Source organism: Haladaptatus pallidirubidus (genome assembly GCF_020700235.1).
In the GTDB taxonomy this organism is placed as follows: Archaea; Halobacteriota; Halobacteria; order Halobacteriales; family Haladaptataceae; genus Haladaptatus; species Haladaptatus pallidirubidus.
The window spans coordinates 3,041,400-3,053,995 of sequence record NZ_CP085301.1 but is presented as its reverse complement, the minus strand read 5'-3'; the positions used below and the strand labels follow the sequence as shown (position 1 = coordinate 3,053,995).

At 61.0% G+C, this 12,596-nt stretch carries 8 protein-coding genes; 3 read left to right on the top strand and 5 right to left on the bottom strand.

What is annotated here, in order from left to right; translation table 11 throughout:
* Positions 1 to 5: 5 nt before the first annotated feature.
* The 4 genes from ilvN to LIX15_RS16415 form a co-directional block, all read right to left on the bottom strand.
* A complete protein-coding gene (gene ilvN / locus LIX15_RS16430; RefSeq protein ID WP_345412329.1) occupies positions 6 to 713 on the bottom strand; it encodes an acetolactate synthase small subunit in 708 nt (235 codons plus the stop codon).
* A 26-nt stretch (positions 714 to 739) separates the two neighbouring features.
* Positions 740 to 2,560: a biosynthetic-type acetolactate synthase large subunit gene (gene ilvB, locus LIX15_RS16425; RefSeq protein ID WP_390184207.1), complete on the bottom strand. Its 1,821-nt coding sequence runs from the start codon at positions 2,558 to 2,560 to the stop codon at positions 740 to 742.
* A complete protein-coding gene (locus tag LIX15_RS16420; RefSeq protein ID WP_227774235.1) occupies positions 2,557 to 2,715 on the bottom strand; it encodes a hypothetical protein in 159 nt (52 codons plus the stop codon). The genes ilvB and LIX15_RS16420 overlap by 4 nt, the downstream gene beginning before the upstream one ends.
* A gap of 296 nt (positions 2,716 to 3,011) precedes the next feature.
* Positions 3,012 to 4,256, bottom strand: coding sequence for a LeuA family protein (locus LIX15_RS16415; protein ID WP_425556796.1), 1,245 nt, complete (start codon positions 4,254 to 4,256; stop codon positions 3,012 to 3,014).
* 483 nt (positions 4,257 to 4,739) lie between these two features.
* On the opposite strand from LIX15_RS16415, the gene LIX15_RS16410 reads away from it, so the two are divergent.
* The gene (locus LIX15_RS16410; protein WP_227774234.1) at positions 4,740 to 9,833 is read left to right on the top strand and encodes a S8 family serine peptidase; all 5,094 of its coding nucleotides are present in this window, start codon (positions 4,740 to 4,742) and stop codon (positions 9,831 to 9,833) included.
* A gap of 168 nt (positions 9,834 to 10,001) precedes the next feature.
* Here LIX15_RS16410 and LIX15_RS16405 read toward each other — a convergent pair whose 3' ends face one another.
* Entirely contained in the window at positions 10,002 to 11,357 is a 1,356-nt protein-coding gene (locus tag LIX15_RS16405; RefSeq protein WP_227774232.1) for a hemolysin family protein, read from the bottom strand.
* A gap of 182 nt (positions 11,358 to 11,539) precedes the next feature.
* Between LIX15_RS16405 and LIX15_RS16400 the strand changes: the two genes are divergently transcribed.
* Both LIX15_RS16400 and LIX15_RS16395 read left to right on the top strand, forming a co-directional pair.
* The gene (locus tag LIX15_RS16400) at positions 11,540 to 12,004 is read left to right on the top strand and encodes a nucleoside deaminase (RefSeq protein ID WP_227774230.1); all 465 of its coding nucleotides are present in this window, start codon (positions 11,540 to 11,542) and stop codon (positions 12,002 to 12,004) included.
* 118 nt (positions 12,005 to 12,122) lie between these two features.
* The gene (locus tag LIX15_RS16395) at positions 12,123 to 12,584 is read left to right on the top strand and encodes a thiol-disulfide oxidoreductase DCC family protein (protein WP_227774228.1); all 462 of its coding nucleotides are present in this window, start codon (positions 12,123 to 12,125) and stop codon (positions 12,582 to 12,584) included.
* Positions 12,585 to 12,596 lie beyond the last annotated feature (12 nt).

The window sequence follows — 12,596 nt, the reverse complement described above, 5'->3', positions numbered from 1 at the left end:
AATCGTTAGTTTTCGTCGGTTTTAGTGGTCGTATCGGAGTTCGTCTCGCTGTACTGTTCGTCGGTCGGTTCGGTGGAGTGACCCGGTTCCTCGCCGGGCGTCGTCGGCGTGTCGCCGCGGGCCAGTGCGGTCTGGCCGGTTCGCGCGATTTCGATGATGCCGAACTGCCGGAAAGCGTCGATTGCGTCGTCTATCTTCCGCTGGTTGCCGGTAATCTGGACCGTGATGGTTCGCGGTCCGGCGTCCAGCGTCTGCCCTTCGTACATCTCCGTGATGGCGTGAACCTGGTCTGGTTCGTCGCCGCGGACTTTGAGGAGGACGAGTTCGGCCCGAACGGCGTTGTCGTCAAGTTCGCCCACCTGGATGACGGTCGGTAGCTTGGCCAACTGCTTTCGCGCCTGTTCGATGCCGTGGTCGGTTTCCTCCACGACCAGCGTTATTCGCGCGTGGCCGTCCACTGTCGTCGGGCCAACCGTCAGACTCTCGATGTTGAACTGCCGCCGGGAGAACAGTCCGGAGACCTGCGAGAGGACGCCGGGTTCGTGTTCGACCAGCGCGGAAACCACCGCGGTTCGCCGCTCCGGTTTCGCCTCTACGTCGGGGTCGATTCGAACGCCCTGTGCGTTTCGTCGCCCCTCCGGATGCGGTCGCTCGTCGGGTGCAGGACCGGGCATTCCCGCCGAAGGTATCGACGCGGACTGCCCATCCGCCATCCTCTCGTCGGTCGAATCGTCGCTGCTCATAGTTGTTCCTCCGACAGGGCGAACTTTCCGTTGGCTCCGCCGCTCGCAACCATGGGGTAGACGTTTTCGCCGGGGTCGATTCGGAAGTCGACGACCGAGGGGCCGTCGTACTCCAGTGCGGCCTCGACCGTATCAGCTACCTCCTCCGGATGGGAGACGGTGAATCCGTTCGCGCCGAACGCTTCGGCGAGGGTGCCGAAGTCGGGGCACCAGTCGTACTCCGAGGCGACCCGGTTGCCGTCGAAGAAGGCGTCCTGCCACTGGCGAACCATGCCGATGTAGCGGTTGTTCAGGACGGCCACGGTGATATCCAGATTGTCGCGGACGGCGACCGATAGCTCCTGCACCGTCATCAGGAACGAGCCGTCGCCTTCGAAACAGACGACCTGCTGGTCGTCTCCGGCGGCCATTCGCGCGCCGATGGCGGCGGGCAGGCCGTAGCCCATCGTTCCGAGGCCGTGGGAGGACACCCACGTTCTGGGTTCGGTGAACGTCCAGAACTGCACCGCCCACATCTGGTGCTGGCCGACGCCGGTGGTGACGATGGTGTCGTCGGGGGTCGCCGCGTCGAACGCTTCCACGACGAACTGGGGTTTGACCGGACCGTCTTCTGGCGCGTGATAGGTCATGGGATATTCGTCCCGCCAATCCGCGACCTGCTCGCGCCAATCGTCCGCGTCCGGGGTCGATTCCATCTCCTCGCCGATTTCTTCGAGTGCAGTTCCGGCGTCTCCGACGACCGGAACTTCGGCGTAGACGTTCTTCGAAATCTCCGCCGGGTCGATGTCGACGTGGACGACGGTCGCTTCCGGCGCGAACGAATCGACGCCGCCGGTTAGCCGGTCGTCGAAGCGACACCCGACCGCGAGGAGGGTGTCGCAGTGCGTGACAGCCATGTTCGCGGGGCCGGTTCCGTGCATACCGACCATTCCAACGGAGCGTTCGTGGTCTTCCGGAAACGCGCCCACGGCGGGCATCGACGTTGCGACGGGGATGTCGTGTTCTGTGGCGAATGCCCGCAGTTCCGGACTCGCGTCGCCCTTGATGACGCCCCCGCCGGCCAGAATCAGCGGTCTATCCGCGGCCGCCAGCGTCCGTGCCGCCTCTGCGACCGCGTCGGCGTCCGGTTCCGTCTGCGGGTTGTAATGTTCCGGCGTTTCGGACGTGGATTCCCGCACGTCGGTTTCGGCCAGCGTTACGTCCTTCGGTAAGTCCACGAGGGTCGGCCCGGGCCGACCCTCGCGGGCGAGCGCGAACGCTTCGCCGACCGTGTCGCCGACTGTTTCCGTCTCGCCCGCGAAGTAGTTCGCCTTCGTAACGGGTGCCGTGACGCCCGTGGTGTCCGTCTCCTGAAACGCGTCGTTGCCGACGAAGTTCGTCGGCACCTGGCCCGTCAGGGCGACGACGGGGTCGGAGTCCATGTCCGCGTCCGCCAATCCGGTAACGAGGTTCGTCGCGCCCGGCCCGGACGTAGCCAGACAGACGCCCGGCGTTCCGGCGACGATTCCGTAGGCGTCTGCGGCGTGGGCCGCGGCCTGCTCGTGCGCCATCGTGACGTGACGCAAATCGGAGTTTCCGAGCGCGTCGTACACCGGCATAATCGCGCCACCTTGCACGCCGAACAGGGTTTCCACACCCGCGGATTCGAGCGCGCTGACGACTGCATTTGCGCCGGTTTGCGGTTCGGCCGGTTCGGTCGAATCGGCCGACTGCTGGTGCGTCTCCGATTTCTCCGCTTTCGGTTCTGGTTCCCGAGTCGGTTCGTCGTCCGCTCCTTCCATTTCTTGTGAAACGGCGCGAGCCGCGTTTTCGCTCACGAATCGATCACCTCGGTTCGGACGCCGTTCGTCGGAAGGTGTTGGTCGGTTGGAGATTGGTGCCGGTCGTTTGATGGTCGATGCTGGTCGATTGGTCGTCGGTGCGGGTCGAACTGCGGTCGATACCGTTTGGCTGTCGGTCGTGTTTTTGACATTGGTGTGCGCGTAAACTCGGTGTTGTTGGAGTGCGATTCGGGAGTCGGGGGTGAGAATAGTGTAGGGGTAGCTAGACCCCTACAATAATGAGTACGCGCTCGACAGCCGCGACGCTCGACTCCCACGAATCGAGGGTCATGCGTGACTGTCGCATTCGCATCTGTGTTTGCACTCTTGTTACGGCGACCGAGATAACTCTTTCGTGGCGGGCAACTTTTTCCTCGTGACCCGGTCGCGCGCGATTTTCCGGGGCGCGGTCGCTGGTCGGTGGTAGAACGGATGCGGGAAGACACGGTTACGCTCCTGCCTCCTCGCGAGAATCGACGCCCAGTTCCTGGGCGAACCGTCGCACGTCACTGACCGTGACGCGCTCCTTTTCGGCACCTCGGTCTTTCACCCGGCGGGTGATGTGCCGAACCTCGGTTTCGGTCGGGGTGAACCCGGACTGTTGGAGGTGCTGTCGAACCGCGTGCGTCCCGGTGTGCTTGCCGAGAACGAACTCCCGGCGCGCGCCGACCATTTCCGGTTTCATCACGCCCGTTTCGAACGTGTCGCTGTTTTCGATGACACCCGCAGCGTGAATCCCGCTCTCGTGGGCGAACGCGTTCGCGCCCACGACGGGTTTGTTCACGGGGACGGAAACCTCGCTGTATTCGGCGACCAGTTCGGAGACTTCGGTGATTTTGGTCGTGTCGATGCCGGTATCGACGCCGTAGACGCCTTCGGCCGCCATGACAACCTCCTCGAAAGCGGCGTTTCCGGCGCGCTCGCCGATGCCGTTGACGCTGACTTGTACCTGGTCCGCGCCCGCTTCCAAGCCGGCCATCGCGTTCGCGGTGGCCATGCCGAAATCGTCGTGCGTGTGCACGTCGATTCGGGCGTCGGTGTGCTCGTCGATTCGTTTTACGAGGTCGGCGAATCGGGCGGGCGTTCCCACGCCGCAGGTGTCGGGGACGTTGATCCACTCGACGCCTGCCTCGGAGACCGCCTCCACGATTTCGTCCATGTACTCTGGATCCGTTCGCGTCGCGTCCATCGGCGAGAACATCGGACTCGCGCCCGCCTCGGCGACTCGTTCGACCGCTTTCACGGCGCGTTCTTTCACGTCCTCGCGGGTGGCGTGCATCGAATCCTCGATTTGCACGTCGCTGGTCGAAGCGAAGATGTGTACCATTCCTGCGCCGGTGTCCAGCGCGGTTTCCACGTCGTCGTCCACGATGCGGGCCAGCGCGCACGTCGTCGCCTCTGTCGATTCGGCGATGTCGCGGACGGCCTCGAACTCGGCGTCCCCGTTGGCAGGGAATCCTGCCTCGATGACGTGAGTTCCCATCTCGTCCAGCGCGGTCGCGATTTCGCGCTTCTCGTCCGGCGTGAACGAGGTGCGTGGCGTCTGCTCGCCGTCGCGGAGAGTCGTGTCAAAAACTCTAACTGTATCAATCTCGTTGGTGTGGGCTAACGTGCCCTCGAAGAACTCGACCCCCCCTCTCGGAGGTGCTGTCGTTTTCAGACATTGTACTCGATTGGAGCGGCGACCTCCTATTTAAGCGTGGTGGTCAGACAGAACGTGTTAGAAGACGATACAATCCGTATTGCCGTCTTATCGGATGGAATCGGGAACGTTCAACGAGGAGGTGTGTGATTAAATTGATTAAGGCCATACAGTGAGTTTTGATTCTGCGGAAATCCGAACAGTGATCGTCGCCACGAAATCGGGTGGATTACACGGAAGTTCACGGTCGCGCGCGAGATAAAACATCACCCGAGATACTATTTTACCGCGAGGAAATCGCAGAATGGTGTTCTCGATATTCTCACGGCTTTCTTCTTCTATAATATAAGAATATAAATTATAAAAATATTAGATATAAGATGAAATTCCTGCGCCGATGGAATACTTCGGAAAGGTTGGAAGTAGTATAATATAACGAGCAATAAATATTAATTAAATAGATGTTATTGTACATTCAGCATATGTTTACGATAATCTTGTAAACATTATGCGAATACCGGAAAAGACGAGATAATGAGATCACGAAAGAAAACCATCGACGCAGTATTCCTGTCTTTATTAATGATAGTTTCGGTTATCGGAACCGGCGCTGTCGGGCTCGCAGGAGCTTCAGGACAGGAAAAGACACAACTCGATAGTATCGGCGAGAAAATAGAAAGCGACTCTACCGACGCAAAAATAGACCCTGCGTTGGAGAACGCGGAGGGTAACGTACAGGTACTGTTGCTCTTCGAACAAACGTCAGTCGCCCCAGAGATGGATGACGCGGAAGCGATACGACACCTCAAGCAACACGCTGCTGAGACGAGTAGGGAGTCGATTTCTCAACTCGAATCTCGGAACGGTGTCGAGGTGCAAAACACGTTCTGGATCGTGAACGCCGCCTCGGTTACGGTCGACACTACCGCAGTCGACATCAACGAATTAGCCACCATCGACGGCGTAAAATCGATCATCAAGAGCCAGGAGTACACTGTTCCCGAACCGCAAAATTCGGAAGCAGCCGACTCGGAGGCGTCCGCGGACGACACGACGTACGGACTGGATCAAATCCGCGCACCGCAAGTCTGGGACGAGCTCGGTACTCGGGGCGAAGGAGCGAAAATCGCCGTCCTCGACACGGGCGTCGATATCACTCATCCGGACGTCGAACTGTACACCGACGACCCCTCTGACCCAACCTATCCGGGTGGGTGGGCTGAGTTCGACGACAGCGGCAACATCGTTCCCGGCTCCGAGCCGCGTGACAGCCATTATCACGGCACGCACACCAGCGCTACCGCCATGGGCGGTGCCAGCAGCGGTACCGCAATCGGCGTTGCACCCGAGGCTGACCTCATCCACGGAATGGTCATCCCCGGCGGCAGCGGTTCGACCGAAGGCGTAATCGGCGGCGTCCAGTGGGCCGTCGAGGAGGACGCTGACGTTGCGAGCCTCAGCCTCGGCGCTGGCTGCGGTCTGTTCGGCCCCGTTTACAACGATGCGTGGATTCCGGTGATCGAGAACGCCCGATCGCTCGGGACGGCGTTCGTCAGTTCTTCCGGGAACTCCGGCGAAGGTTGTGTCGGGTCGCCCGGTAACGACTTCAATTCGTCGTCTATCGGCGCTTCCGACATCAACAGGGATATCGCGGAGTTCTCCAGCGGCCAAGAAATCGACAAAAGCAACTGGGAGAATCCACCCGAGAGCTGGCCGGACACGTTCATCAAACCCGACGTCTCGGCACCCGGCGTGGACGTGCTGAGCGCCGAACCCGGCGGCAGCTATCAGGAACTGTCCGGAACGTCGATGGCCGCCCCGCACGTCGCGGGCACGGTCGCTTTGATGCGGTCGGCTAACCCGGACGCTTCCGTCGAGGAAATCGAGAACGCCCTCGAATCGACGGCCGAAAAACCCGACGACTGGGATGCCCCGGAAGACGAGAGGGATACCCGGTACGGAATGGGTATCATCGACGCCTACGCGGCGGTCGATGAGATGATATTCGTTCCCGAGTCCGAGTTGGGCGACGTCAATGAAAACGGCGCGGTCACCGTTCAGGACGTGCAACTTACTCAACGGTACCTCGCGGGACAGAACCCGGAGAACTTCAACCCGAACCTCGCGGACATGAGCCGCGATGGCGACGTCACCTACTCGGATCTGAACCGTCTACAACGGAAGGTACAGGGGACGCTCGACGAGGGTGAAATCGACGTTTCGAACCTCAGCGCGCCCGACGAAGCCGAGCAAGGTGAGACGGTTAACGTCACCGCCGACCTCGAAAACCTCGGCGAGGAAGGTGCGCTGGAGGAAATCGAACTCCACATCGCGCAGAACGAAAGCGACCTCGGAGACGGCGAACCGGCTTCGACGATTCCGGTCGACATGGCAACCCAAGGTGTCGACGATCCGGTCGACCGTCCGCACGAGACGACCGTCACGTTCCAAGTGGATACGTCGAACCTGCCGGGCGGAACCGTCCACTACGGCGTGTTCTCGGAGGCCGACTCGGAGACGGGACAAATGACCATCCTCGGTTCGTTCTTCGACGTGTCGAACCTGCAGGCTTCGGACGAGGTCGAGCAGGGTGAAACCCTCACCGTGAGCGCCGATGTGACGAATACGGGTAATCAGCAGGACACCCAAACCGTCGAATACCGCTTCGACGACCTCGAAACCCCGGTGTTGACGAAGAACGTGACGCTCGATGCTGGCGAATCCACTGCGGTGGAGTTCGACGTGGATACGAGCGGCATCGACAACGGCACGTACGAACACGGTGTCTTCACCGAAGACGATTCGGAAACCGCGAACGTCACGGTTCTCGAAGCGTTCTTCGACGTGACCATCACCGACGCTCCCGAGGAAGCGAACGTCGGCGATACCATCAACGTCACCGCCGACGTTACCAACACGGGCGAGGCGACCGACGAGCAGACCGTCGAATACGACGTGATGCCGCGCGACGTGGACGTCGCCGTCGTTGAAGTTGCGGACGGAAGCCACAGCGCGGACATCGCCGACGCGCTTAAGGACGACCTCAACACCGACATCTACAACGTCGAAACGGTGACGGCCGACGAACTATCCGACGTAATGGACGAGTACGACACGTTCGTCGTCCAGCGGTTCGGTAGCGACACGGTCGCGTCGGACTTCCTCGCCGAACTAGACGACAGTCAGAGTGCCGTCTACCTCGACGCCTATCAGGGTGCGTCAGAAGAAGAGTACGCCGACGGCGTGCTCCGACTGAACAACGTTCGCGGCGACCCGGTCGAGCGCGACGCCAGCAGCAGTTCGTCGTCCCCGACGACCATCGACATCCGGGAAAATCACCCGATTTTCGACGGTGTCGGTGAAGCCGGGGACTCCGTCGAGATGTACACCGGAAGCAACCGATGGGGAAGCTGGTTCGACGATTACAGCGGCACCGTCCTCGCTGACGCTGACTACGGTTCGGGAAGCGGCGGCCCCTCGGTGGCAGTGAACGACGATAGCAACGAAGTGTTGCTGACCGTCCTCGGACGCGACTACTTCACTGACGAGGAGGATTTCACCGAGGAAGGTAACCTGCTCCTCGCGAACTCGGTCGCTTACCTCAGCGGTTTCGGCTCTGCGGGCGCGACGCAGGCTCAGGACGACACGTCCGCGAACGTCACGCTGGCCCCCGGTGAGAGCGAGAGTGTCGAGTTCACGTACACGCTCGACGACGAGATGGACGCCTCGATCGACTGGCTCCACACCGTTAGCAGCGAGGACGACCAAGACCGGACACCGCTCGACATCACCATCGACCGCGGGAACCTCGACGGAATCGTCACGAACAACGACACCGGCGAACCTGTCGAAGGCGCAACCGTCTCGGTTGACGTCGAAGTCGACGGCGGAAATTACACCGCCGTGACCGACGAGAACGGCGAGTATCGTATCGAAAACGTGCCGTCGGGTACGCACAACGCGACGGTCTCTGCCGACGGCTACGACGACCTGACCGACAGGGTCTCCGTTCCGGTGAACGACACCGCGACGGAGAACTTCGAACTCGACCCGACGCCGGGAACGATTAGCGGAACGGTTACGGCGTCGGACACGGGCAACGGCGTCGCTAACGTCACCGTCGCCGCCGAAGACGACGACGGAGCCGTCTACGAGACGACGACCGACGAGAACGGAAGCTACTCGCTCGACGTTCCCGCGGGCACGTACGTCGTGAACGTCGCTGGCACTCCCGGCGACTATCGCCCGGACGAAATCGTCACAGTCGCGCCCGGAGAGACGGTCAATGGCGTCGATTTCACGGTCGAACCGCGTGACGGAGTCATAGAAGGCCACGTCACCAACGCGGCGGGCGTCCCGGTCGAAGGGGCGAACGTCATCGATGCCGACCAGGGTGCGTTCAACGTAACGACCGACGAAAACGGCTATTACCGCATCGAAAACCTCGACCGCGGTACCTACGCGCTCCGTACCACGCACGACCGCTACCAGGACTCGGACATCACGTTCGTCGACGTGATGGCGAACGAGACGACGACGCAGAACTTGACGCTCGGAACGTTCTTCGAGGTTTCGAACCTCACCGCACCGAGCGAGGCGAAACAGGGTGAGGAAATCACCGTTTCCGCGACGATCACTAACGTCGGCGAGCAGAAGGACACCCGAACGGTGTTTTACTTCCCGCCGGGCACCGATTTCGGTAGTTCGATGTTGCTTGAATCGCAATCGGAACTCAGCGAACGGGTGACGCTCGACGGCGGCGAGAGCACGACCGTCGAATTCACCTACGAGATAAACGCCGATAGAGACGTCGGCGACTACGAACACGGCGTCTCCGCTGACGAGGTCGTTTCGACGAACATCACCGTCGCCGAAGACGGCTCCGCGGAGCAAGCGAACTTCGAGGTCACGGGGCTCGACGCACCCGACGAAGCCGACTCCGGCGAAGAAGTCACGGTTTCGGCGACCATCACGAACACCGGTAACGTCTCCGGAACACAGAGCGTCGAATATCTGTTCGATGGCGCGGTCGAGAACGCGTCCGACCTGACGCTCGAAAGCGGTGCGAACGCGACCGTCGAGTTCGCGGCCACGATGCCGAGCGAGACGGGGACGTACGAGCACGGCGTCGCGACCGATGACGACCGGCGGTCGGCAAACATCTCCGTCGTCGAGAGCGACCCCGACCCCGCCTACTTCCAGGTGTCGGACGTAAACGGCCCTGCGGAGGCAGAACAGGGCGAGGAGATTACGGTCACCGCAACGCTCACCAACACGGGCGACGAGGAGGCCACGCAAACGATTTGGCTCTTCTTCATGTCCGCTTCGAACACCGCCGACCAGGAACTCCGCGCACTCGGCGCACAGGAGATGATGGGACAGTACATCCCGCAGGGATCCCAACAGGTGACGCTTGCCGGTGGCGAGAGCACGACCGTCGAATTCTCGTATTCCGTCGGTGAAACGGCTGCTCCCGGCGAATACGAGTACGCAGTTTCCAGCCTGCAAGAAACCAGCTCCGGTTCGGTTACGGTGCTCGCGGCCGGAAACCAGACCGCATCGAGCCACGAACCCGGCGAGCTATCGGATACGGCGAACCAAAACGGCGGCTTTGGGGTGGTCGCATAGCGCGGACACCGACTGCGTACCGAACGAACCTCGACGACGAGGACGACACGCTCGGTGACGGTTTCGCCGAGGGATAATTTATTTTTTCGACAGTACGAGAACACGGGGTACTGAAGACCGGTCGGTAGCCACAGCCGAGCCGGAACCCGTCACCGCGAGAGCTCCCACCTATTGACCGTCTGGCTGGTCGGTGGACGATTCCTGTCTTCGATGTTCCGCGATCTGTATCGTGAGCTGTGAAATTCGCCTGTTTTCGACCGTATCGACGCGGAGACTGTAGTCGTTCAACTCCACGCTGTCGTCGATTTCCGGCGCACGGCCCAGTTCGCTTAGCACCAGTCCGCCGATCGTGTCGAAATCCTCGCTCTCGAAGTCGGTACCGACCGCCTCGTTGACATCGTGGATGGGGACGTGTCCATCGACGGCGTATGTGTTCTCGCCGAGTTCGGTTATCGACGGTTCCAACTCGCCGGTGTCGAACTCGTCCCGAATCTCGCCGACGATTTCCTCCAGAATATCCTCGATGGTGACGATTCCTTCGAACTCCCCCCATTCGTCGATGACGACGGCCATCTGGCTCTCGCGTTGCCGGAACGCGGCCAAGATATCGTCGATGCGCCTGTCTTCCGGAACGAAGATGGCTTTACGGACGAGGTCACGAGCGATCGGTTCCACGGCATCCTCGTCCTCGATGGCCCGCAGTACGTCCTTGACGTGGACGAATCCGATGGGTTGGTCGTCGCTCTCCTCGTCCAACACCAGATAACGCGTGAAGTTACCCTTGGCGGCGACCGACCGGAGTTCGCCGAGGGGTATCCCCGCCGGGACGGTTGCCGTGTCGGGGCGCGGAACCATGACTTCGCGGGCGATGGTGTCCCCGAGTTCGAAGACGCCCTCAATCATCTCCACTTCGTCGAGGTCGATGTGCCCCTGTTCTTCTGACTGGGCGAGCACCATCATGAGTTCGTCCGGCGTGTGCGCTTCCTCGGATTCGGAGGCCGGAGAAACGCCCGCAAGTCGCGTGAAAAAGTTCGCCGTGCCGTTGAACACGATGATGCCCGGCAGAAAGAGGTAGTAGAACAGTTTCATCGGCGGCGCGACGAGTAACGAAATCCGCTCCGCTTCCTGAATGGCGAACGTCTTCGGTGCGAGTTCCCCGAACACGACGTGGAGAAACGTGATGAAGCCGAATCCGAGCGCGAAGGCGACGAGGTGAATCGTCCCTTCGGGGACGAACGACCCCAGAACGGGTTCGATGAGGGCCGCAACCGCGGGTTCGCCGATCCACCCGAGGCCGAGCGAGGAGAGCGTAATACCCAGCTGACAGACCGCCAGATAATCGTCCAGATTATCGACGGCCTCTTTTACCAGATTCGCGCCCGGTTTGCCCGCCTCGACCAGTTCGTTCACCCGCGTCCGGCGTATCTTGACGAACGCGAACTCCGTGGCGACGAACAAGCCGTTCATGAACACTAAGAAGAACGCGAGGAGGAGGCGGGAAAGGGAGAGAACGACATCTACCATCGGCGGCCTCGCTGGTCGTTTGTGGACGGGTCGAACCGAGAAAGTGAATCGAGACTGCGACGGAGGAAACGAGCCATATTCTCTGTAGTCGCCGAAATCGCAAAACGGTACCGCCGATTACCGGACGAGTGCGAACGCCGCCACCACAATCTATCTCACGCCTCCGAACCATGCGTCGGACGATGCCAAACCTCGATTCCCTCGACCACGAGAAATACGTCCAGCGCACGCTCGCGCTCGCCCGCGAAGCGGGTGAGCGCGGGGACGGCCACTACGGGTCGATTCTCGTCCACGAAAACGAAATCGTGATGGAGGAAACGAACCGCGAGAACACCGACGACGACCTCGCGCTCCACCCGGAACTCACGCTGGCACGCAGGGCAGAGCGGGAACTGTCTCCCGACGTTCGCAAAGAAACGGTGATGTACACGAGCACGGAACCGTGTCCGATGTGCGCGGGCGGCATCGCCATCGCCGGACTCGGGGCGGTCGTCTACAGCATCTCGGGCGAGCACGCCGCCGAGGAATTCGGCGGCATGCCGGGCGTCCCGTGTGACGAGATTTTCGAGCGAAAAGGACGCGACATCGAAGTCGTCAGTGGCGTCCTCAAACAGGACGGTCTGGCGCTCCATCGGAAATTTCGGTAAAAGCGCGCTCGAAACCGGAAAACACTGGTTTTCCGGTTTCGAGCGCGGAACTCGTTTACCCACTCTACTATTCTCTCCGCTCCTCGTGCTTATCCCGCACGAGTTCGTATATTCGAACATGACGACGGCAGACGACCCCACCCCCGCCGAAGTCGCCGACAACCTCGACAACCCCGTCCTCCTCTTCGACGGCGTCTGCAACCTCTGTAACGCCGTCGTTCGGTTCACCATCCGATTCGACGAATCGGGGACGTTCCGGTTCGCGCCGCTCCAGTCCGAAATCGGGCAGGAACTCCTCTCCCGATTCGACCTTCCGACCGACGATTTCGATTCGTTCGTCCTCGTGGAGGGCGACGACTATTACACTCGTTCCACTGCGGTTCTCCGAGTTTGTCGCCGATTAGATGGCCCGTGGCCGCTGTTTTATCCGTTCATCTACCTCCCCGAACGACTGCGCGACCCACTGTATGAGTTCGTCGCAGCGCATCGGTATCAGGTGTTTGGGAAAAAATCGGAGTGTCCGATTCCCGAACCGGAAATTCGGGAACGGTTCACCGAGCGGGCGCTCGACGCGTCGTAGCTCGAAAATCCG

Bases quoted from the DNA above. Each gene is read 5' to 3' on its own strand.
- LIX15_RS16400 (WP_227774230.1), top strand. From the start codon at position 11,540: ATGCCAAACCTCGATTCCCTCGACCACGAGAAATACGTCCAGCGCACG.
- LIX15_RS16420 (WP_227774235.1), bottom strand. From the start codon at position 2,715: ATGTCAAAAACACGACCGACAGCCAAACGGTATCGACCGCAGTTCGAC.
- LIX15_RS16410 (WP_227774234.1), top strand. From the start codon at position 4,740: ATGAGATCACGAAAGAAAACCATCGACGCAGTATTCCTGTCTTTATTA.
- LIX15_RS16395 (WP_227774228.1), top strand. From the start codon at position 12,123: ATGACGACGGCAGACGACCCCACCCCCGCCGAAGTCGCCGACAACCTC.
- LIX15_RS16405 (WP_227774232.1), bottom strand. From the start codon at position 11,357: ATGGTAGATGTCGTTCTCTCCCTTTCCCGCCTCCTCCTCGCGTTCTTC.
- ilvN (WP_345412329.1), bottom strand. From the start codon at position 713: ATGGCGGATGGGCAGTCCGCGTCGATACCTTCGGCGGGAATGCCCGGT.